The organism is Paenibacillus sp. YN15 (assembly GCF_003285005.1).
Taxonomy (GTDB): domain Bacteria; phylum Bacillota; class Bacilli; order Paenibacillales; family NBRC-103111; genus Paenibacillus_AR.
This window is the reverse complement of record NZ_QMFA01000027.1, coordinates 64520-85096: the sequence shown is the minus strand read 5'-3', so window position 1 is coordinate 85096 and position 20577 is coordinate 64520. Positions and strand designations below refer to the sequence as shown.

The 20577-nt window shown below is 42.5% G+C and carries 26 protein-coding genes and 1 tRNA gene; 8 read left to right on the top strand and 19 right to left on the bottom strand.

Annotated features, from left to right (window positions below):
• Window positions 1–109 precede the first annotated feature (109 nt).
• Genes DQG13_RS20185 through DQG13_RS20175 form a run of 3 tightly spaced genes read left to right on the top strand, consistent with a single transcriptional unit; the run spans window position 110 to window position 1216 of the window.
• The gene (locus DQG13_RS20185; protein ID WP_113021579.1) at window positions 110–445 is read left to right on the top strand and encodes a hypothetical protein; all 336 of its coding nucleotides are present in this window, start codon (window positions 110–112) and stop codon (window positions 443–445) included.
• The gene (locus DQG13_RS20180) at window positions 442–888 is read left to right on the top strand and encodes a prepilin peptidase (protein ID WP_220094424.1); all 447 of its coding nucleotides are present in this window, start codon (window positions 442–444) and stop codon (window positions 886–888) included. Before DQG13_RS20185 ends, DQG13_RS20180 begins: the two co-directional genes overlap by 4 nt.
• Window positions 889–901: 13 nt before the next feature.
• Window positions 902–1216 (top strand): hypothetical protein, encoded by a 315-nt coding sequence (locus DQG13_RS20175; protein WP_113021578.1) that lies wholly within the window; start codon window positions 902–904, stop codon window positions 1214–1216.
• A 22-nt stretch (window positions 1217–1238) separates the two neighbouring features.
• Here DQG13_RS20175 and DQG13_RS20170 read toward each other — a convergent pair whose 3' ends face one another.
• The 10 genes from DQG13_RS20170 to DQG13_RS20125 all read right to left on the bottom strand — a co-directional run bounded on the left by DQG13_RS20170 (window position 1239) and on the right by DQG13_RS20125 (window position 11012).
• Window positions 1239–2759 carry a hypothetical protein gene (locus DQG13_RS20170; RefSeq protein WP_146767179.1) on the bottom strand — a complete coding sequence of 507 codons (1521 nt, stop codon included), beginning with the start codon at window positions 2757–2759 and terminating at the stop codon, window positions 1239–1241.
• Window positions 2760–2804: 45 nt separating this feature from the next.
• Complete coding sequence (locus DQG13_RS20165; RefSeq protein ID WP_113021576.1) at window positions 2805–3275, bottom strand: hypothetical protein; 471 nt, start codon at window positions 3273–3275, stop codon at window positions 2805–2807.
• A gap of 1267 nt (window positions 3276–4542) precedes the next feature.
• Window positions 4543–5250, bottom strand: coding sequence for an NPCBM/NEW2 domain-containing protein (locus DQG13_RS30905; protein ID WP_181592869.1), 708 nt, complete (start codon window positions 5248–5250; stop codon window positions 4543–4545).
• Window positions 5251–5343: 93 nt separating this feature from the next.
• Entirely contained in the window at window positions 5344–5805 is a 462-nt protein-coding gene (locus DQG13_RS20155; protein WP_113021575.1) for a hypothetical protein, read from the bottom strand.
• Window positions 5806–6338: 533 nt separating this feature from the next.
• On the bottom strand, window positions 6339–6722 hold the full coding sequence (locus tag DQG13_RS20150; RefSeq protein WP_113021574.1) for a hypothetical protein: 384 nt from the start codon (window positions 6720–6722) through the stop codon (window positions 6339–6341).
• A gap of 22 nt (window positions 6723–6744) precedes the next feature.
• Window positions 6745–7686, bottom strand: coding sequence for a trypsin-like serine peptidase (locus DQG13_RS20145; protein ID WP_113021573.1), 942 nt, complete (start codon window positions 7684–7686; stop codon window positions 6745–6747).
• A gap of 28 nt (window positions 7687–7714) precedes the next feature.
• Complete coding sequence (locus DQG13_RS20140; RefSeq protein ID WP_113021572.1) at window positions 7715–7867, bottom strand: cyclic lactone autoinducer peptide; 153 nt, start codon at window positions 7865–7867, stop codon at window positions 7715–7717.
• Window positions 7860–8423, bottom strand: coding sequence for an accessory gene regulator B family protein (locus tag DQG13_RS20135; RefSeq protein ID WP_181592868.1), 564 nt, complete (start codon window positions 8421–8423; stop codon window positions 7860–7862). The genes DQG13_RS20140 and DQG13_RS20135 overlap by 8 nt, the downstream gene beginning before the upstream one ends.
• A 420-nt stretch (window positions 8424–8843) precedes the next feature.
• Complete coding sequence (locus tag DQG13_RS20130) at window positions 8844–9305, bottom strand: hypothetical protein (protein ID WP_146767178.1); 462 nt, start codon at window positions 9303–9305, stop codon at window positions 8844–8846.
• Between the two features lie 600 nt (window positions 9306–9905).
• Window positions 9906–11012, bottom strand: coding sequence for a hypothetical protein (locus DQG13_RS20125; RefSeq protein WP_113021569.1), 1107 nt, complete (start codon window positions 11010–11012; stop codon window positions 9906–9908).
• Window positions 11013–11675: 663 nt separating this feature from the next.
• Here DQG13_RS20125 and DQG13_RS20120 point away from each other — a divergent pair.
• The 4 genes from DQG13_RS20120 to DQG13_RS20105 all read left to right on the top strand — a co-directional run bounded on the left by DQG13_RS20120 (window position 11676) and on the right by DQG13_RS20105 (window position 14815).
• Complete coding sequence (locus tag DQG13_RS20120; protein WP_113021568.1) at window positions 11676–12440, top strand: LytR/AlgR family response regulator transcription factor; 765 nt, start codon at window positions 11676–11678, stop codon at window positions 12438–12440.
• Window positions 12433–13725, top strand: coding sequence for a sensor histidine kinase (locus DQG13_RS20115; protein WP_181592867.1), 1293 nt, complete (start codon window positions 12433–12435; stop codon window positions 13723–13725). The genes DQG13_RS20120 and DQG13_RS20115 overlap by 8 nt, the downstream gene beginning before the upstream one ends.
• 322 nt (window positions 13726–14047) lie before the next feature.
• Window positions 14048–14431, top strand: a complete 384-nt coding sequence (locus tag DQG13_RS20110; RefSeq protein ID WP_258525777.1) for a sigma-70 family RNA polymerase sigma factor — start codon at window positions 14048–14050, stop codon at window positions 14429–14431.
• A gap of 60 nt (window positions 14432–14491) precedes the next feature.
• The gene (locus DQG13_RS20105; RefSeq protein WP_113021565.1) at window positions 14492–14815 is read left to right on the top strand and encodes a hypothetical protein; all 324 of its coding nucleotides are present in this window, start codon (window positions 14492–14494) and stop codon (window positions 14813–14815) included.
• Window positions 14816–15191: 376 nt separating this feature from the next.
• Here the strand turns inward: DQG13_RS20105 and DQG13_RS31250 are convergent, their stop codons facing one another.
• A complete protein-coding gene (locus tag DQG13_RS31250) occupies window positions 15192–15416 on the bottom strand; it encodes a hypothetical protein (RefSeq protein ID WP_220094427.1) in 225 nt (74 codons plus the stop codon).
• On the opposite strand from DQG13_RS31250, the gene DQG13_RS31245 reads away from it, so the two are divergent.
• Window positions 15318–15578 (top strand): tyrosine-type recombinase/integrase, encoded by a 261-nt coding sequence (locus DQG13_RS31245; RefSeq protein WP_220094423.1) that lies wholly within the window; start codon window positions 15318–15320, stop codon window positions 15576–15578. The genes DQG13_RS31250 and DQG13_RS31245 overlap by 99 nt on opposite strands.
• A gap of 50 nt (window positions 15579–15628) precedes the next feature.
• Here the strand turns inward: DQG13_RS31245 and DQG13_RS20095 are convergent.
• The 8 genes from DQG13_RS20095 to DQG13_RS20060 all read right to left on the bottom strand — a co-directional run bounded on the left by DQG13_RS20095 (window position 15629) and on the right by DQG13_RS20060 (window position 20541).
• Window positions 15629–15707: transfer RNA gene (locus tag DQG13_RS20095), tRNA-Leu, on the bottom strand.
• A 250-nt stretch (window positions 15708–15957) separates the two neighbouring features.
• Window positions 15958–16704, bottom strand: coding sequence for an N-acetylmuramoyl-L-alanine amidase (locus DQG13_RS20090; RefSeq protein ID WP_113021564.1), 747 nt, complete (start codon window positions 16702–16704; stop codon window positions 15958–15960).
• Window positions 16701–16943, bottom strand: a complete 243-nt coding sequence (locus tag DQG13_RS20085; protein WP_113021563.1) for a hypothetical protein — start codon at window positions 16941–16943, stop codon at window positions 16701–16703. Before DQG13_RS20085 ends, DQG13_RS20090 begins: the two co-directional genes overlap by 4 nt.
• Before the next feature lie 51 nt (window positions 16944–16994).
• Window positions 16995–17204 carry a BhlA/UviB family holin-like peptide gene (locus DQG13_RS20080; RefSeq protein WP_113021562.1) on the bottom strand — a complete coding sequence of 70 codons (210 nt, stop codon included), beginning with the start codon at window positions 17202–17204 and terminating at the stop codon, window positions 16995–16997.
• Window positions 17204–17386, bottom strand: coding sequence for a hypothetical protein (locus tag DQG13_RS20075; RefSeq protein WP_113021561.1), 183 nt, complete (start codon window positions 17384–17386; stop codon window positions 17204–17206). Before DQG13_RS20075 ends, DQG13_RS20080 begins: the two co-directional genes overlap by 1 nt.
• Before the next feature lie 87 nt (window positions 17387–17473).
• Window positions 17474–18070 (bottom strand): stalk domain-containing protein, encoded by a 597-nt coding sequence (locus DQG13_RS20070; RefSeq protein WP_113021560.1) that lies wholly within the window; start codon window positions 18068–18070, stop codon window positions 17474–17476.
• 46 nt (window positions 18071–18116) lie between these two features.
• Window positions 18117–19787 (bottom strand): phage tail protein, encoded by a 1671-nt coding sequence (locus tag DQG13_RS20065; protein ID WP_113021559.1) that lies wholly within the window; start codon window positions 19785–19787, stop codon window positions 18117–18119.
• Between the two features lie 106 nt (window positions 19788–19893).
• Window positions 19894–20541, bottom strand: a complete 648-nt coding sequence (locus DQG13_RS20060) for a hypothetical protein (RefSeq protein ID WP_113021558.1) — start codon at window positions 20539–20541, stop codon at window positions 19894–19896.
• Between the last annotated feature and the right edge of the window lie 36 nt (window positions 20542–20577).

The window sequence follows — 20577 nt, the reverse complement described above, 5'->3', positions numbered from 1 at the left end:
TTCTATTATATCAAGCCGCGATTGAATACACGAGCATAAAACAAGAACATGCTTAGTACCCTTCAGATTTGTTGTTAACCCCAATAAAAGGAGGACTTAAAAATCAGTGATGACCCAAGAACAAAGTCTATACATCCCCATGGGCGTGAAGCCGGATACCGAATGGTTTCCCGGCTTTGGCAAGCCGCAATTGCTCCAGACCTTCATCGGCTCCAGCGCATCCGTGCTGTTGGCGTTGTTCCTCTGGTTCGTAAAGGGGAGCGTCCCCTTGGCCGTCGTTACCTTTCTTACCGGCGTGTCCGCTTCGGTGATGATGACCACCAAGGATCGCAACAACCTGTCGGTGCTGGATCAAGTTCGGTTTATGGTGCGGTTTATGAAGGCTCAAAAGGTGTATCCGTACCGTGCCATGAAGGAGTGGCCCTGGCCGGAGCAAAAGCCGTGAACAACCTGCCGCTGATGATGGTTCTTCAAGGGATTCTGTTTACCGCCTTTCTGACCTGCGCCAGTATCTGTGACCTGAAAACCCGGCAGATTCCGAATCGTCTATCCCTCATGATCGGTGCTGCCGGGCTTTTGCATGGTTCTCCCATTTGGGCTTGTACCGGGCTGTTCGTAACCAGCTTGCCCTACCTCACGGCCGCCATGCTTTCTAAGGGCAAAATCGGCGGTGGGGACATCAAGCTGATGGCTGCTTGCGGCTCTGTGTTGGGACCCGTGCATGGCACGCTGCAAAGCCTCATCGGTTTAACGCTGGTGCTGCTTGTTGCCGCTGGTATCGGACTTCGTTACGGCTTTCAAGCCGCCAAACAAACCGCGTTGCCGTTGGCTCCGTTTTTATCCGCCGGCGGCGTTTTGTCATTTCTTATGCTTCTATTTTATAGGTAAGGAGGCTGCTCATTTGAAAAAGCTTTTCCGTAATCGCACCCTGCTGGGATCGGCTTGCATTCTGCTCTCCCTGGTACTTTCTTTCGGCATTGCTCCGCTGTTGAATCGGATGGCCAGTGAACAAACAGAAATTGTCCGCATGGTTAAAGATGTAGCTAAAGGGGCGACAATCACCTCCGACCAGATTGAAACCGTTGCTATTCAGCTACTTTGGATTGGCGATCATGTATTTCGCATTTTTTGCATACATTTTTCTGACCGTTACCTGTATGATTTATTACTCTTGCACCTTTATTTCATATGCACTTTAACGTATTCACAAATCTGAGCAATCCAATGTCTTGATGTGGCTACTGCAAGCCTGCTCGTATGGTCTCCCGATTGTCCCATAGCTGCTTACGCAAATTGGACTTGGACCCCTGGATCGTGAAGTGCGGCATGCCGCAGGCCTTGGCAATCTCAATTCCTCCCCAAGTCGCACGGTGGGAGGTTGCGGTGAGCAGGAGAAACAAGGCTTGGGAACGCCGCAAGTCGGCGGCAATGCGCTCCGTGTGCTCGCCGTTATCATGAACCAATACAGCCCCCGATTCTGCTACCACTTCCTCAAACCACTTGCGCTGTCCGCCAATGATAGCAACCGTACAACCAGTCAGAAATGCTGACGGCTTTGCAGCCGGAACGCTGCTGTTGCTTCGGGCTTTCGACATTTCGGTACGAGCGAGCTCAAACTCTTCTTCCGTTTTCGTAAACTGCCGGTACACTTTTGACAACCGGGCAAACTCGCCTTCTTCCGAGACGTTGAACGTACAGGGCATCCCGTCCTCGGGCTGCTGAATCTCTATATCTTTGCGATGAAGAGGAAACCGGCAAGTGGAATCATTGAGATCAACACAATACCAGGTGTAGTGCTCACCCAATTGAACATACCCCACATATTGTCGAATGGGAGCGTAAGCGTCGTCGCCTTGAAACAGCAGCTCAATATCATAAAAAGTCGCTCCATTGTCCTGCAAGTAAGGCCGACATTGTACCTCAGCCTTGTGCTCCAACTGATGGTTGTTCACCAAGGATTCCGTAATGTTAAAGACTTCTCCATTTTCCAGTTGAATATAGCCGCCATGATCCCGACGATAAAAGGTTCCTGTGTAGACTCCATTTGTCTGGTTTATCTCTTTCGCGGCCTCGGTTAACTCTGACAGAGAAGAAGGCTCCATTGACGCATCAACCGAAAGAGACAAGCCGTCAGAAGTCCGTTCCTCTTGTTGACGGTAGGCATCAAGCGCGTCAAGCAAGTGGAGGATCACTTGCATTCGCTTGCGCCCGTTGATTCCTGTACGCCCTTCCTCGATCCAATTACAGCTGATCTGCCGGATATCCTCATCCAAAGCTTTGCATAGCACCCCGATCAGTTCATTGGAATTGCGGCAGATATGTTTGAATTCTGCCGCAATAGTCCGAAGTTGCCGGGTTTTATTGGAAAGCTGCCCAACTTGCTGGGCAAGCTTGCGAATTTCTTGCTCTTGAGCACGGATTTGTTTATTGAGCTTTTCTCTTTCCACATTCCATTTTTGCTGCACGGTACTCCAAATTTGTTCTTTCATTTCAAGCTGCCTAATTCCCTCATTCACTTTTCGTTCGCTGTTTTCAACCTGTTTGGCTTGTTCCGTCAATTCATTTTCAACTTGTTTCTTCTCTTTCTCTTTTGCAAAAAGCTGCTTTTTGCTTTGTTCCAACTCCTGGCTCAGCTTTTGCCTCAGTTCGATTTCTTTTGCTAGCTTCTTTTCCAATGCGGCGATTCTCATAGAAGAACGGTCCTTACTTTTGAATGAATGACCTTCTTCTTGAAATGAAACGGACAACTCTATTTCCACATTTGAAGCCTGTTCCCAACCAGAGGCGCTCTCTTGAATCGTTTCCTAGCATTCCTGCCACTGCCGCGGAGCTGAGGTACGACTGTCATGAAAGTAGAATGCCCAATAATAATGCCAGCAGCCGAATTTCGTAATGAGCCGCTGCTGTTCTTTGACCATAGTATCCAACTCATTCAAACCTTCCAAAAGTGGCTGCACTTCCTGGATGACAGCCAACACCAGCCGCCGTTTGGTATCGATGTCACTATTCATTTGCTTCAGCAGGGTACGCACGGATTGGATAAAGAAGGCTTCCGGCCATTTTTTTGAACTGCGCTGGGCAAACGAGAAGTTCAGCGTTTGTGCCATCTTTCGTTGTCCCTTCTCATCCATTTCCCGCAGGAGTGCAAGCAGAGCTGCATGGGAGAACGGATGCCCAACCTCTCGCTCCACAATTTCTTTATACTGTAGAATTTCTTTCCTCCAGTCTAATGAATTTATGAGTCCCAGGATTTTCGCTCTCCTATTGGCCTTCATTGCTCACCTCTCCTGATTTTCGTTTGTGTGCTCCGACTAATTTGTACAAGCTGACATCGGCTCTATTCTATTTTCGCGAAATACAGAGAAAAGCCCTCTTACGTGGCCAGAGATATTTGTAAAAAGAGTATCTTCATCGAGACTTCTTATATTGAAAAGACTGTCTGCTATTCCCCGTTATCGAGTACAAAATGCAGCATGGCAGGATACGGTTTAGGCGATTGCTATGGAGCTTCTTTTTATAAAAACTAAAATAACCTAAACAGTTTGTGGTGATCAGACTGTTCAGGTTAAGATTGAAGCAAATAGACTAAAAATTCAAAACATAAAACTAATATCCTGCTTTAAAAAGCTTATGTTTTCCAGTGACTTGATGCTTCCACTCAACCATACTATTAGGTCCGGTTGAATCGAACCAAATTTGCAATATGATTGCTCCAATTCTTAATCCTTGATTTTACAAAAACAAACATTAACAAATAATTATTTCAACGACTTCCATTTTGCTTTCTGCCTGCATCATTACCTTCATTATTAATTTTTTACAATTCGGCCTTTTTGGAGATGATTTATGCTCACAAATCTTCAAACCCTGCATTTAGAAAAATGAGAAAAGCAACTATAATGATATGAACAATTGAAAAAATAAGATGTGACGACAGCTTCCAATCTATATCGGAAAGTTTCCACTTTATCAGCAATTTATGAATTAAATAGCCAACTAAATTAGTAACCATTAAAGATTGTGTTAGCCATTTTGAAATGGTAATAAATGCAGGTGTATTATTTACATTTGGTATTAAAAACCAACTAAAATCCTCGAAAGCCAAAGAAACAATTATTATTATCCATGCAAAAAAATGAATTGGAACAACTATTGGGATATTCTCACGAATATAGACCAGCTCCCTTGTTAAATTCATCCTTCAAAGGACAGCTATACTATCGGGTAGGAATTTCCCATTTTTTGCGCCGCGGCAGAATTTTTTGCGATTATTGGTATTGATGCTAATGTGCTAGACCGCTGTTTGATCACAATAAACCTGCTGTATTCTTAAACAATAACGTTTACAATACGAGTATTTGTCATTTTCCCCTCAGACTGCGGCGTACTTTAGGAAAAAGCAGCATAGTTTCTTGAAGACCTTCTCTTACCTAGCAGCCGCAAAACCAAGGAACGGTTATTACGAAAATATAATACCTTGTATAGGGTGATAATTGAAATGCCGAAAGCGTCATTCACTAACTTAATAATAGTGAGCAATGGTTACTGAATTAGTTTTACATCAACGAAATCAACTGTCAAGCTATCTTTATCATCTCTTGAAAAAACCAATTGCAATTTTGAAACTCCAGTAATATTTACTTCGACCTCTTTGCTTTGATCACCACCTCTGAGATTCTCCACTGTAAAAAGTTCTTTGCCGTCTCCGATAATTTTGAAAGAACCTGATGCGTCACTATTTTTTGTTGTATCATCAATGCCAATCTTTCCAGTCAATGTTGAATATTTCCCTTCTAAATTGTAATCTATGGAACCGTATTGATCACTCTGCGTATCGGATTGAGGTAACTTAACTTTGATCCCCTTATTCATATATGGAGAGCCAGCTATGTGAAGGACATTATCAAAAAAGGCCTTATCTTTAGCTGATCCATCCGCTCGCGCGTAAGTGAGGTCGGTAAGATAGTCAAAATTCCCTACCTTTTTCCCAATCCATATCGTATCGTTATCTCCATCCCACTCGACTTTCTTTCCAAGGGCTTCACTTACAAAACGAATCGGCACATAAGTCGTTCCATTGTATATAAAACCCGGTTCATTGGCACTTTCAATCTCAACTCCGTCAAATATATAAGTGAGCTTTTTAAAAAACACTTGGATTTGGGTTTCTTCAGCAGCATAAGCAATTGACCCAAACAATAAACTGCAAATCGAGGCTCCCATAATAAAACCTTTCAATCTTTCTTTCACGATTATCCCTCCTAGAAGTGTATAGGTACTCCAATATTCCCTTAGAATATTGGAGCACCTAATTCAAACTATTAAACAATATGGAGTTATTAATTAATATGCTCTTACAGCAACACTGTAGCCATAGAAACCATCACCATCATCGGAAACTATTCTTACTGTATAGGTTTGATTCGATGAAGCTGGGGTGAAGGTATTCAAAACTTGCCAACTATTGCCCGACTCAGTATGACCGGAAGCTACTAACGAATTGCTTGCATCATAAATCTTAATTGTCAATCCAACATTTTCATCATCAGACAGATAGTAACGGATAGTATTTCCATAGGTAGTCTCATAATCAAAAGTGTATTCAACTTCACCGTCATAAGGTAAATATCCACTTTCACTCAACAGGATTTGTTGAATGGAAACGTCGCCGAAGCCGGGCAGAGCTATTGCCTTTGCATAATTTTCAGCACTTACAGGGGCAGCAAAACCAGTTGTCGGCAATGTGGCTACCAAGGATATTACAGAAGCCAAAGTGATGAATGTTTTTTTCGCTTTGATTCTCATTTACACATCTCCTAATCGTGTGGAATTTAAAACTTTTAATTCTTTTACTTCCTTCAACATACTCAGTTCATGAGCAATTTTACTCCGATCTTTCGGGGCGGATGAGAATAATGTAATAGCAACACAAATAACCATATCGACGATGGCTCTAACCTGCATTTGGTTTAGTCACTAAAAATGTTTTAAGGAGTCGTATGTAATAACCTACTACTTTCTCTCTTCAGAAGCTAATAGTTTCATAGTATTATAGGTGAGAAAAAGAGCATCTTATTTCAATACGGCAACTAAGTGAACTCCTCCCTCCAAATCGACGAATTATGATCACAGACACATAAAAATTACCAATTATACCTAAATTTCGGTAAGACGGCAAGCGGTCAACACTCGAAGTTGCTCTCAGAAAACATGTACAATACATGCGACCTGAGTCTCTTGGCATATTCACTACGCATTATCTTATCCTTCAGTTCGATTACGGGAAGATACTCATCATCGGCTACTTCAGCCATAAATACATCTTTGTGTTGACACCATTATGGATTCCACACCAATGCAATTTGAATGGGGCCAGATTGTATTGGAACTTTAATGTCATAAGTTTGATTTTTTCCATCAAAGCTTATAAAAAGTTTGTGTTTTCCAGTGACCGGGTGCTTCCACTCAACTATGCCATCTGAACCGGTTGCACCGACCAAATCTGCAATATCATTTGCGCTTATTCTGAATCTTTGATTTTCACGAATTCCAATATTAACCGTAGCCTCGTTCACAGCGTCCCCTTCCGGAGTTGTCAACAAAAAAGTGACAGAGGGGGGAGGGGGTCTATTTAACATAATTATGATGATGCATCCAGCAAGAATACTAAATAGGATAAAAGCAATAGAAAATAAAATTTTTTTATTCCTTTTATTCTTCATTGCTCCTCCTCAAACCTTAGTTTTAATTACGAAAAGTGTCCAACCAGTTTTTCAAAGATGAAGTAAATCTCACCCCTGAATTCTCCGGATTCCCAATGGTAGTCCCATCTGTGTGTATTCCAACAGCTATGTTTCCACTTTTATAAACAGGAGCACCGCTTTGTCCAGATTCAGTATCAATTGCATAATAAATTCTATAATATAAATAATTACTTGAAGTTATTGTACCACTAGCGGTCCATTGTTCTTTTAAATGATCCCCAGGATATCCCGTAATAGTAACATTTAAACCATATATGGAACTCTCCACTCCATAGCCAAAATAACCAGTCTGTGAACCTAAATTATTTCCCACTTCAATTACGCCATAATCATAAGCTGCAGTTCCTTCAGAAATATAAGTATCACTTGTATGAAAATATGTGCCTTGGACAGTCCCAAATGGTGCATAGGAACCATCTATGCTTGGAGAGACACTGATGGAGGAAGCCCAGCCGCCTTTGCTTGAATTGTACACGCAATGTCCAGCTGTAGCCAACACATCATCAGAAATAAAGAATCCGGTCCCTCTACTTGTCTGCCCATTAGGCCAATGAATTTCTAAAAAGGCAATTCCCCATATATAAGGAGACATTTCTGTACGTTCATCTGTTCCTATAACAGAGAATGGTTTGATTTCATCGACTGGGTTAGGAGTAATTTGATTTCCCTCAGGAATATAAGCTGGCGAAAAATTGCTTAAGCTATTTTTTTGAGTAGGCACCTCTGGAATAGCTTGGGTTGTTATTTCACCCGTGCTAACATTTTTGGTGACGATTTGATCATTCGCAAAAAGATCAACCTGTACATTATCAGACCCTTGTGTGTCAACAGTCTCCTGTGCAAATGCAGGGGAAATGTGGAAGCTAAATAAAAAACTCAGAATGATAAGGGTTTTTACCCCTTTAACGAATAAACCCTTCATATTGTTGCTTCCTCCTTATGATACAAGTCTAAATTTTTTTGAAATTTTTAACTTCCTTCGGCATCTCTGGCTCATGAGCAATCCACCAGCAAGTGATATTTGCTCCAAGCATCGCAAAGGCCGTAGCGGCTAAGCCAATAACCTTCCAAGGCAGATTCTTGATAGTTAATACCCTATTCATGGATGATGTTCCTTTCTTTTAAGCAATAAGATGCTTGTGCTGCAATCATTCCTATCAAGCTTGCTAGCATGGTGGTGTGACTAATTTGAAAGCTAAGAAAAAACAACATCGCCAATACATATCCCGCTGTAATCATAAAACCGATTTTTCTTAACTTTCGTATCCTCGCACTTCCCATTCTTAATTCAAGCACGTATAGAAGAAGTATGAACATAAAGCAAATCCAGCAACTCAGTTGCAGTTTTTGACTGGTTGGAATTCCATCCACTACGAGCATGCTAGTGACAAAGGTGCCGACTGTAATCAGATAGCATTGCTGAAAGGTTTTGGCGTGTTTCCCTCCCTTCAAACTTCGGATTATGATCACCGTTCCCATCCACGCTACTGCTTCTCTAGTTTGGTCCATAATGACGGCAACGGCCAGCATTGAAAATGCAATCAGAGTGATTTCAACGATCATTTGCAAACCATATCGAATGACAGGAATTTCTTCTTTTTTCGCTACGCCACGTTTAATTATTTCCCTTGTTAAATGATTCACAAGCTGTTGTATCATTAACCCATCCCCCACTAGCAATATAGCATATGTTGGAAGAATTTTGGGAATTTCCATGCCAATAACAGACAAAACCATGCGAATAACGAAATCATGTCAGGTATCATTCATCTTCAGTTGATATATTTTTCATTTGTAAATCATAAAAAATTGTTGATATATGTACATTCACTAAATTGTCCAAAGAGTATAAATAAACGGGAAGCTAAGTCGTCTTTTCGACTCCAGCTTCCCGTTTTTGAGATTTTTACTCAGTAGACCTGCTGCTTTTTCAGATAATCAGGCTCTTCCTTTATGAGGTGTACTAATCCTGCTCCACTTTCTTGCGCTGCATCAGTTCAATATCGTCTTTTGTCAGCACAAGGGGTTTCCTGATTATTTTTTCGTAATAATGGATTCGTTTAGCAAGAAATTTTGATTTCAGGGAAGGACATACTCAACATTTGAATGATACGACCTAACTACCCAGTTTCCTTCTTTTTTAATCATAAGGACCGTATCATAATTCTTATATTGGGTATCATTTCTGGAAGCTCTAATTTGAATACGTACTTTTTTTCGATTTTGTCCATGATTATAGCAATATAGTATTTTAAAGTCTTCAATATCACCATACAATTGCCTTGTCGTAATAATAGGTTGCGGATTGCCATTTTCCATTAATTCACTTATTTCTCCATAATCTTTTTCTGTAAAAGCTTGATAAAATCGCTCTAATGTATGAGTAGAGCCCACGTTATACTTCGAATAAGGATATACGAATATAATCGCATACGCAACCAAAAATAGTATGATAATAAGCAAGATTAATAATAATATTATTTTCTTTTTATTTTTTTTCACTTTATCATCACCTCTAAAATGAGAAAATCTGTCGATCACCTAAATTTTTCCACAACTATATTTCCAGAATAAAGGAGATACGTTACCTTCATGGTATCCTGTTACCTGTCGTTCGTCAAGTTCATTGTGGCTTTGAAATTAGAGTTTTCCAAACAACAAATCGGAATTTCTTTGTTGACTCAAGTCTACAACATGACCACTTGATCAAAACTATGAATCCCCATATTAATCTCCTTGGTATGTCATGGGATGCAAGGTTGACGTATAAATATGACGATAAAGTATATTCACAGCAAAATGGCAAAATGGAAAAAGATTGTCTATGACACTTGCTATGAGAAATACAATCCTAATAATCCGGTTGGTATCACTATCTGATTCACAGCCTATATGGTAACCGATGATAGCTTTTCACAATCAACAATGATTGAACGCAGTGATTATCGAAGCCTTCTTATAGAAGCGAAACTCTTTTGCTAGATGAAATTCATGAAGCTTAAGCTAAATATACGAACATAAAACCTGAAAGGAGTACTCAACCCAATTGAGTACTCCTTTCATATGAAAAAACGAATGCGTGGAACCTTACTAACAAGAGCATGGCCTGTTTTGGCAAACTGAAAAGAAGATTTAATTAGATTACGGTGTTAATGTTCCTGTTTTAACAATTATTTTTTCATTATTATGATCAGTGAAATCAATAAGAACGTTGTTTGTTTGATAACCACAGAACCAGCCAATAGTCATTGGTTCAACACTTTCCGAATCGTTTCCCTTGCCAATTCGTACGGTGTCCCAAAAAACAGGATCGCTCTTTGAGCCGACATAAGAGCCAGTTGTCAAATCTTCAGGAGGTAGTTGCGCCATGGAAGTTACCCTTTTAATATTCATTCCTGTGCCATCCGCTTTAAAATTTCTTAGCCATGAAACAGTCCCTGTTAAAGTTGAATTTCTCATAACCCCACTTTTATCATATCCCGTTACATTTAAGGCAACATTGTTATTTGAGGGTACATAAAATTTCATAAGAATAATTTGCCCTGGTTTAAAATTAGCATAAGTGGGAGCGGTTTGTCCATTATCCCCTCGAAGAAACATGGCCCAAGTATCGTCCCAGGGATAGTTATTGGGGGAGGAATTATTATATTGCAATCCAATATCTACGCTGTCACCATCTTTATCAGTAGCGCCTGTGTATATGAAAGCTGTATCACCTTTGGTGGAGCTTGAATTAATGTAAAGGCCGCCACCAGTTTTAGATGGAAGATGAATATAAGTGTGCAAACGTGAAAATCCTTTGTCAGAGATTACACGGCGAAATGCTCCAGTGTTAACACCACCGCAAGACTCATCAGCATTTTTCCAACCAGTGCTTGCTAACAATGCACTTTTACTGCTATCCACTTTACACTTATCACTTGGCTTTTCTTCTTTAATAGCCTGATCACTTTGAATTAAGAGCCTGCCTTCAGTATCGAGCTTATCCATATTTTGTTTTTTAAATTCTTCGGCAACTTCAGGTTTATTTGCGATAAATGATCCATCTTCCCTAATGTATAATACATTTTCTCTATCTTCAACATCAAGTGTTTTCATGACTTTAAGCAACAAAGCCTGATCTGCTTTTGAAATACTCGAATCAATAAAAATATTATCCTGAGGAGTTTTGCTTTCTGCAAAAGAACTAGCACTCGAAACAACTAACAATATTGTGGCGATAAATATTGAGGTAATGCTTTTCTTCACTTCCAAACACCTCCAAAAATAATATTTTAAAATTATCTTGCTAATTGCGTGGATCATTAGACGATCTGGTTTTGAAAATGGTATCAGTTAAAATACAAGCGGATAAAACAACCTTTGAGTCATAAGTAAGTTCATTGGGCATAGTCTTGCAGAAATTTGATTATAAAGGCAGAAAATATCTCGTCCAGTTCCATCCATTTACTCCCAAACATGCTTACTCCTTCAAAATGTAGCACTGATATAAATTGTTTAAATTGATATGTTCCTCCTTTCTCCAAACATCAGATTATAATTACCGCTCCCGTCCTCGCTGATGTTCTCCTATTTGATCACAAAGACGGCAACGTCCAACACCGAAATTGAAATAAAATTCATTGAACCGTATTTAGAGAATATATATCACTTGTTAAATGATTCACAAACTATCGTATCATTAACCTATCTCCCAAAAAGAAATATAGCATATGTTGGTATATATGTGGGTATTTTCATGCGAATAACAGATAAATCCATGTGAACGACGCCCTGATGTCAGGTATCAATTATTTATTTTCTATGTGTACCTTTTTCTTCGGGATTCTAAATCAACTTACGTAATTTGTCGATGTATATTCCTTATGTTATAATGAAATAAATATTTCTACCTCCATTGGAAGTGATTACATGTTCCAAGTGGCAATTTGTGATGATGAAACTGAAATTCACGCAGTCATGCAGAAATTTTTCGAGCGCTTCTCCGTAGCCTTTGGCTGCAAGTTTGATGTACATTTCTTTATTTGCGGCGAGGATTTACTACAATATTATCGAAAATGCTCAGTTTTTCCTTTTCATATCCTGATTTTGGATATTGAGATGGAGGGATTAACAGGAATTGAACTTGCTAACACTATAAGGCTTCTTCCAGACCGCGAGGTTCAAATTGCCTATTTGACCAGCCATCCGAATTACATCATGAGCAGTCTGGAAGCACAGCCCTTTCAGTATTGGATCAAACCGATTGCTTACGATTTTTTTGCCGAAAAAATGAGTAGACTCTGTCAGCATATTCTTTCATCCACGCACCGCTTTTTATATATCCAAACTAAAACTGGGCATCTACTCCTGCGGCACTCTAGCATCATTGCCATAAAGAAGGTGAAGCACACTATCGTTCAGAATCAGCTTGACATTCTTACCGATTCTGGAAGCCACGCGATAACGGAAACACTTCAAGGTGTGCTTAGAAAATTAGGTGGCTATCCTTTTGTATTAATCCATCGTTCTATCATCGTGAATTTGTATTATATTCAAAAATTTACGTCTACATCTGTCACGATGACCAATGGACACTCCTTCCCGATAGGGCGTTCTCATGCTACTGAACTGCAAGCAGCTTACGCCAAATTTTTGACCGCTCATTTTCAAAAGGAACGTGATGGCTTTGCCTAGTGCTCTGTTTATCCTCACAACGTTCTTGCAACTCTTTCTGCTCAACCGCTATTTTAATGTACTGCTTCCTTCAGTTGTAACGGCAACTTGGCAACAAACTGCCGTTCACTATACGCTGTCAGGAGGTATATTATTTTTCTCTTCAGCCTCCTTTTTTTCACCGGTTGTAACTGGGGGCTTGTCAGTGTTAAGTTCCTTGTTAGTTTCCAGACTTTATGTCGCTCGCCTAAGAACAAAATGGCTATATGCGTTACTCTACTTGATTCTTGGTTTCATCGCTGAGTCAGTCTCCTATGCGCTACTCATTCAGTTTAATGATCCATCGCAAGCTTCGCTTCTTGATCCAGAGGTACGACTGTATATCTTGCTTGCTTCTGCGCTTATCATGCTGCTATTCATCAAAGTCATCCAGTTGATCCATAAAGAAACCGAATATCGCATAAGCTCGTTGTATTACCTGTGTATGGCTACTGTCCATCTGGGAAGCTTGCTAATCCTGCATGTGCTTTGTTTTCACACGGAGAAAAATTCTCTTTATATCTTTTACGTCTTGGAAATTCTGCTGATCAATCTGCTTTTGGTGCTTCTTTTTGATCACGTTATAAAGTCATTTCGATTGGCAGATGAAAAACAAGCTTTATCCAGACAGATGCTCCAGCAAAAAATTCGCTATGAACAATCTTCGGAATCTTTCGCGCGTATTCAAGGGATCGTTCATGATACCAAAAAGCAACTGGTCTTTTTTCGTACCTGCCTGCTGGAACAACGAACAAATGAAGCGTTAAAGCACGTTAACGATATCTTGGAGCATCTGGGTTCCAGCTATTTACGCATCCAAACGGGCCACTTGGTTATTGATGCTCTAGTGAGTCAAGCCTTAAATCAAGCTCATGATCTTGGCGTTGACTTTGATCACCACATACGTCTTCATCGCCCCGCGGCGATTGACATAGATCATGTTGATCTATGTACAGCTTTAGGCAATCTACTTGATAATGCGATAGAAGCAGTTAACCGGGTTCCTCAAACAGAAAATCGCTTTATTCGCCTTGATCTTTCCAGTGATCGGTCGTCACTCCGTATCTCCGTGTGCAATTCAAAACCTTTTTCAAAGGACACAATCATTCCGCGCACATCCAAGACAAATCCGGCAGATCATGGATATGGTCTGTCCAATATTCGCGGAATTGCAGAGAAATATAATGGATATTTCCATGTAATAGTAGAACCAAACGATTTCCAAGCTTTTTTAATGATTCCCTTTTCTGAAAAAAAACCATCGTAGTCTCGTGTTCCATGCTTGGCATTGATCTTGGCTCCTCCAACACCTCATGAATTCGATAGGTATAATTTCGGAGCTTAATATATCTAATGAACTGTGCTTCAAGTAAAATTAAAAATATTTCTTGTAATTTTTAGCTTAAAAACATCCCCCTTTCTCGTTGGAGTGCTGGATATTTATCCAGCAAGTTCAGCACGATGGTGGGATGTTTTTTTTCATTCTTTACAAAAGACTTAACAACTGTCGAAAAAATTTGTCAATATTTTGTCCAAAGTTGTTTTTTTCAAAAGTGCTTCCTATTTTAGGATGAAGGGAGATGTTTATAATGAGTAATGACCAACAGATACTTGCCAATGTTGAGAAGGGATTCAGCCGCTATATCCACGCATGCTTGTTTCATACGAGTCGGGATTTTTTTCGGAGGATAGACCGAGAGCTTCTTTGCACAAAACCATTGGATGAAGAAACCGATGGCATATATCTCATGATGAATCGCTTCTCCTCTCCTATTGTTTATGCGGAAGCCCAGGAATGCTTGCTCTCTGTCATTCGAGCCTTGAATCCAATGGAAAGAAAACTGTTGTTCATGAAGTTTTACGAAGAGAAAACCGACGCAGAAATCGCTCAATTGTTGGGAATAACCCAACAGGCGGTTAGCAAGACTAAAAGAATGTTATTAGGCAAGCTTAAAAGCCGCTTGGAAATGTAAGTCGAAATCACCTTTACATATCCGTGGCCCTCCTTCTTTTCCGAGTGGATTCCCACCGGATTGGCGGTAAAGGGCAACAAGAAGAAGGCGGAAGGCTTATTGCTGGAGGCGCGGCAGAATTTTGAATTAGCAGCAAATGCGCAAGCTGAAGAAGAACTAATCATCTCCGCACATATTCCGGAAGAAGAGAAAGCGGAGGACAATGACCAGATCTTGTTTGCAGATTTCATGCTCGATTGGTTGGAGATCGTTAGGCCTAGCATTGAACTTACGAACTATATTTCATACTCCAATTCTGTAAAAGGCCGTATAGTACCATATTTTAAAGAAAAGGGCATCACATTTAGGATTTTTACCAATATGCCTATACCGAATGGAAGGTAAAAGCCGACACGGTCACTCATTATCATGCAAATATTCGATCAGCGCTTCAATATGCCTTTGTTACTGAGATTATCCATTCCAACCAAGCCGATAAGGTTAAGCGCCCTAAAAAAGAAACCTTTGTCGGAAGTGCGTACAGTGCTTCCGAAGTAAACCAACTCCTGAAAGTTGTAAAAGGCAGCAAAATTGAACTTGCTGTAATCCTTGCAGCTTTTTACGGATTGCGGCGAAGCGAGGCGCTTGGTTTGAAATGGTCAGCCATTGATTTGGTGAATAAAACTATTACGATTAAGCACACCGTTACTTCTGGATCACTTAATGGAAAGCTTATCACCATTGTAAAGGATCGAACAAGAACAAGGCAAGCCGTCGCACTCTACAGCTCGTAGACGCCTTCTATGACCTGCTGCTGCATCTTAAGCAACAACAAGGGATTTAAACCCGCGGCCTTTGCAAGGATTCGTACTGCACAGACTACCTGGACTATCTCAATGTGGATGCAATGGGCAATCGAATTAAACCGAACTTCATCACACAGCACTTTTCCCTTGTCTTGAAAAAATATGGTATGCGGCATCTTCGCTTTCATGATCTTCGCCACAGCTGCGCCTCTCTGCTTTTAGCCAACGGTGTCAGTATGAAAGAGGTTCAAGAATGGCTGGACCATAGTGATTACTCTACAACTGCAAACACATATTCACATCTTGAATTTAGTTCCAAAATCAATTCAGCGGCAACTATGAATCAGGCCATAAAAATATAAAACAGATTCATAAAACTGCACAAGGCAATTTTACAAATCTGCTTTGTTAGTGCCGGTGAGAGGACTCGAACCTCCACGGTTTCCCTCACGATTTTGAGTCGCGCGCGTCTGCCATTCCGCCACACCGGCTTATCGTGCGCATATTCTGCGCCATTACACCGAACATTACTCGATTTTCCCCGTACGACTACCGTTAAATCAACGGTCAATCGGGCGGAAACGAGTCGTTATACGTTTGAATCGTGCGCCCGTAATCGTACGCGACGTAAGACCCAGTATAGCGGACACGCTGCGGTTTGTCAAACGCTAATTTTCGACGTCCGAAAACGAGAATAAGCGCCCACCAACGGAATAGTCCGATGATGAGCGCTATATGATATTATTCCGCCTTCTGACCGCTAGCCTTCCGCAATTCATCCGCTAACCACTTTTGGTAATCGCGCAACTCACGCCAGGCTCGCGCGTCAGACTCCGTACTGGCTGCGGTCATCGCGTCATTGCACCGGAACCACTCCGGACTCAAAAACGTTGAGATAATTGTATTCGCTACGTCAGCGTTTAGCATGATATCATCTCCTTTTGCGTCAATCTCCGCCAGCCTTGCGTATAAACGTTCCCACGGAAACAGCGGACCGGGGCATACGGGCTTGCCGCGGTGTATTTGGTAGTGTCCGATAACGTGATACGCATCTAACGGAAAATGCGCTTGCTCACCGTATATCTCCGCAATTTGATCGCGGATGTACGTATGGAGCCATACGCTGGCCTCAAATTGATCCTCCGTTAGGCTTCCGTCTGTACCTTCGTGTTCTATCGATACCGTATACAAATTCGGATTGACTCCGTAATTATCCGTCACCACTTGCGCCACTTTGGCCGGATAGTCTGCGACAGTGGCTCCATTACCCCACGCCATCTTCCGGATATCAACGTATTGGTGGATTTCGCCATTACGCGAGATTCCGAAATGTGCGGACGATACGGAGTTGCCAGATGAGCGGAACCATGCGTCCATTGACGCCATTGTACCAGCGCTAATGTGATCGACGATGACGAAGGGGACGTAACCTTTGCGGTCGGACCAATTCGTATGCTCATTTCCGTACCATTCGATAGAGTACGTCACTTTGCGTCACTTCCTCCGGGACCGTCCGTCTTCTTCGTATAGTTGTACGCGCCAGATGCGGTCAGTCCGATTACGGATATGAGCGCAAGCTTATCCTGCGCAGCCTCCGGAATCATAACGAATACAGCCGCTACTCCCAACGCTACCAGATGCGTATACTTCTTCGGAAGCCCGAACGTTTTAGCTACGCCTACATACGCGGCCACCAACGCAGCCAACGTTAATACATCGTTTGCCATTTGCGCCACCCTTTTCGTTTAATACGAGTGCTTCCGTTAGCTACTCGTTGTTTATTGTTTGCGGGATTGATCGGTTACTTTCGATTTGATTTCGCGTAAGTCCGCTATGATTACGTCGTATTTATCACTGAACTTTTCGAGTAGCGATTGCAAGCGTCCCTCGCGTTCCTTATTCGCTTTCATAACGTAGATAAGGAGCCAAACGAACATCAGAGCAAACGGACCTTGCGTAATAAAATAGCGGATAATCTCGTTATCCATTACTGCGCCTCCCTTCCGTCTAATTGCGCTACAGCATCGTCTATTTGTTCGCGGACCGTGCGCAGAATCTCGATTTCCTTACCGGGGTGATACGATAAGAAAACGGAGATAATATTCGCGATTTCTTCGGACGGTTGCGACAGGTTAACGAGGATTTCGAGCTTAGGCGTAATTTGCGCCATGATTGCGGTCTCCTTTCGTAGTCAAAAGAAAAAGACTCCGAAAGGTAACGGAGTCTTGGCGTGTGTGATATGCGGCTGTGCTGCGGATTATTTACCGGAGATGAGCGCTTGATACTCCGCTTCGAGTTCGGAGAGTTGGCGCTCCAATTCCGCAAGCTTCGTCTTGTGCGTAGCGATTGCGGACTCCATGTTAGATATCGTAAACGGATCGGGATTGGCGGACTCTTTTACGCGGGACAGAAAGCTTTCATATCCGCTAATTACTCCGGATACATCTCGTATATCTGCTTTTACATCTACGATTTCTCGTTGCTTCAGCATAGCCGGAGTGTAGTTCGGTGTTTTTGTACTGCTGCTCGGTGTTGGGGTAGCAAGAGAAACAGAAGGTTGGGGTGTACTAACTGGTTCGGTTGTGGACTCTGTCAAAAATATTCCCTCCTTACTGTCAAAATCAACAGCCAGGCCAAGCGCCTCGCCAACAGCACGAACAGGTAGGTAAGATGTTCCTTCAGAAACGCCCGCCGCTGCATCTATCTTCTTACCATTAATAGTAACACTAAACTGTCCATCAAAGGATTTTCCGATTAAACTTACGCCGTCCGCTAGCGCTCCTGTTGCTGTTGCTAAAGCCGCTCCTAAGATAAATGCAACTACTGCGGTTCTGGCATTCTTAGCCTTTTTCATATGTCAACCTCCCGTATCCTATTATCTACATTATACACAACGAACTCTATGAAAATACAGCCAATTCTAAAGCAAAGATACGAGACTCATGGTTTGTGGCCGCAGAAGATACGTTTACCCCATTGATCAATACAGGACTTCCGTTTATACTCACACTGCCGAAGTTTATCTGACACTGGCCCGAGCCTATAATGCTCATCCCCGTTGTCCCTTGTATGATATACGAACCCGTAGGACCGCCTGCAAATTGTATCCCAGGACTTCCGTCAATGTCCGGTTTAATCGTCAAGGTACGACCTGAAGCATTAACCGCCATCAGCAGATTATCTACGCTACTCAACTCGATACGCTGGCCGCTCTCCGCTGTCCGGATTAACGCGCCCGTAATCGTACCGCCATTAATCGACGACGCCGTAATGTTCCCGCTAAACCACGCGCTACCCGTCGCTGCATCTTGCCATAGCGTCTTTGCCCCGCTTGTGTTAAACAGCGCTAATCCGTATTTACCCGGTTCATACTGTCCCAGCCGGACGAGTTCGCGATTACTGGCGTCAGATACCCGCATCCCTAATCCGTCAACAAGCGTTATGCTGTCGTCGTATTTGATACCCTTCAGCACAGCGTTTGTTGACGTATACTTAATCGCCTTCTTAACGCCGGTTACCGCTTGGTATACGTAATCGGACGATTTCAGCGGACGGAAATTCGCTAATGTGGCGCGACCCCTGCGCGGCTCATACGGATACCATTCGTATTCCATAACGCGCGCCTCGAACGCATATCCCAACTCCGAATCCGTAACGGTAACAATATCGCCAGCCTCGCGGATGGAATACGGAGAGAATGCGTCATCCACCTTCGCCATGTCTACGAAATCGACGTCATAGCTAACGGAGGGGAGTTCGTATTTTGCGAGGTGGCGCTGCATTTCCGTTAGCAACTTCGCCTTATCTTCGATATCCGCGAACGTTACCGAAGCTTCGTACGGATTATTTACGTCATAATACGTAGAATCGATATATTTCGTTGCATATCCGCCGTAACCTTCGATTGTTAATCCGTTCTTACCGTAGCCATATAGACGCGTTATCCGCTCCATCGAGTGCGATGTCCGCGTAATCCCCCGCATGTTATGGCGGTATATAACGCGAGCGCCGCGATTTCCGCCCTTCTGCGTCGTGAGCGTTATGGCGAGGTTATTGAACGCCAATTCTGCGTTATACGTTTGGCGGAGTTTCTGCGTCAGATTAAACCGTGTATCCTCGCCATACTCGAAAATGTCCGTATCGGCGAAGGTGCCGGAGGTTGCGAAGTCGTACGGAGTTCCCGAACCAAGTAGCGCAAGCATGTCAGCGAGCGGAACGGCTGCGGCAAAGTCCGTATAGTCATCGTAATAGTAGCGTCCGAGGCCAAACGCAATATGTGACGCCTCCACGCGCTTATATATCCGCTTGCCCTCGCGGACTTCCTCTACGCGGTTAATTACGAAGCGCTGGCCGGATACGTTGCGCAAGGCAGCGTCGACCGGGAACCGGATTTCGTTATCTTCCGCGAGGGCTGCGTAACGTACAGAGTCGTTTTCGACTCTGGGATATACGAAGCTTACGTAAAATTCGCCGTTTAGCGCTTCGCGTACGCGTATTTCCGCGGCATCAGCGAGGATATGGCGGAGGGATGACGTGTGTAGTTCGAGGGATGAGCGAAACTTATTCGGCATATAGCGTCCTCCTTTCGTGGGAACATAAAGAAACCGTTGTGCGAAGCACAAATAACCGCTACGGCTCCGAAGAGAAATAGCGGCTTGTTGCGCAGTATGGTCCGTTTCAAAGCGTACCGTTTCGCTTAAATTCTTCTTCCGCTCTTTCTCTAGCCGTTATTGCTTCTTCAAGGGTGTTGAAAACACCGAGTCGCCTATTCTTGTAATTTCGTTGGATGTAGGCAATGAATGTGCCGTCCTTGCGTTTCCCAACTCCTGTCTTTCCTGTTTTGTTATTTCTCAATATCCCTTTGTTCTGTGCCTTTGAGCAATCATCAGACCACTTGCAATTATCCGGTTCATAAGGCTTTTTGATGTCTACTCTCATGAGGGTTAATTCCTCAGAATAGCCATTCTCCAGGGACCAGTTCAGAAAGGGAATGAAGTCATCCTTCCATTCGTCACAGACATATACGCCCTTGCCGCCAAACCTTTCGTAATTCTTCCGTTCCGATTTATAACATCTACCGACAAGGTTATGCCAGATTGAATAAATCCGAAAATGCTCTTGTACTTTCCCGTCGTACTTGTATTCTGTACAACCGCAGCTTTTATTAGGTCGGCGTGTTTTATTTCCTACAATGTAAACTGTGGCTAAGACCAATTCCTTCCCGCAAATGCATCGGCATAGCCACGAGTTGCCGCGACTATGCCGGCGATTTATTCCAACAACGGTGAAATTACCGAACACCTTGCCAGTTAAATCCTCTTCCATTTACGCACCCCCCCTGAATTGTTCATTAACAATGAT

What these genes read in the sequence shown, in the direction of transcription:
- DQG13_RS20185 (WP_113021579.1), top strand. Translation starts at nt 110, where the DNA reads ATGACCCAAGAACAAAGTCTATACATCCCCATGGGCGTGAAGCCGGAT.
- DQG13_RS20165 (WP_113021576.1), bottom strand. Translation starts at nt 3,275, where the DNA reads ATGAAGGCCAATAGGAGAGCGAAAATCCTGGGACTCATAAATTCATTA.
- DQG13_RS20155 (WP_113021575.1), bottom strand. Translation starts at nt 5,805, where the DNA reads ATGAGAATCAAAGCGAAAAAAACATTCATCACTTTGGCTTCTGTAATA.
- DQG13_RS20150 (WP_113021574.1), bottom strand. Translation starts at nt 6,722, where the DNA reads ATGAAGAATAAAAGGAATAAAAAAATTTTATTTTCTATTGCTTTTATC.
- DQG13_RS20145 (WP_113021573.1), bottom strand. Translation starts at nt 7,686, where the DNA reads ATGAAGGGTTTATTCGTTAAAGGGGTAAAAACCCTTATCATTCTGAGT.
- DQG13_RS20140 (WP_113021572.1), bottom strand. Translation starts at nt 7,867, where the DNA reads ATGAATAGGGTATTAACTATCAAGAATCTGCCTTGGAAGGTTATTGGC.
- DQG13_RS20135 (WP_181592868.1), bottom strand. Translation starts at nt 8,423, where the DNA reads ATGATACAACAGCTTGTGAATCATTTAACAAGGGAAATAATTAAACGT.
- DQG13_RS20120 (WP_113021568.1), top strand. Translation starts at nt 11,676, where the DNA reads ATGTTCCAAGTGGCAATTTGTGATGATGAAACTGAAATTCACGCAGTC.
- DQG13_RS20110 (WP_258525777.1), top strand. Translation starts at nt 14,048, where the DNA reads ATGAGTAATGACCAACAGATACTTGCCAATGTTGAGAAGGGATTCAGC.
- DQG13_RS31245 (WP_220094423.1), top strand. Translation starts at nt 15,318, where the DNA reads ATGGGCAATCGAATTAAACCGAACTTCATCACACAGCACTTTTCCCTT.
- DQG13_RS20085 (WP_113021563.1), bottom strand. Translation starts at nt 16,943, where the DNA reads ATGGCAAACGATGTATTAACGTTGGCTGCGTTGGTGGCCGCGTATGTA.
- DQG13_RS20080 (WP_113021562.1), bottom strand. Translation starts at nt 17,204, where the DNA reads ATGGATAACGAGATTATCCGCTATTTTATTACGCAAGGTCCGTTTGCT.
- DQG13_RS20075 (WP_113021561.1), bottom strand. Translation starts at nt 17,386, where the DNA reads ATGGCGCAAATTACGCCTAAGCTCGAAATCCTCGTTAACCTGTCGCAA.
- DQG13_RS20070 (WP_113021560.1), bottom strand. Translation starts at nt 18,070, where the DNA reads ATGAAAAAGGCTAAGAATGCCAGAACCGCAGTAGTTGCATTTATCTTA.
- DQG13_RS20065 (WP_113021559.1), bottom strand. Translation starts at nt 19,787, where the DNA reads ATGCCGAATAAGTTTCGCTCATCCCTCGAACTACACACGTCATCCCTC.
- DQG13_RS20060 (WP_113021558.1), bottom strand. Translation starts at nt 20,541, where the DNA reads ATGGAAGAGGATTTAACTGGCAAGGTGTTCGGTAATTTCACCGTTGTT.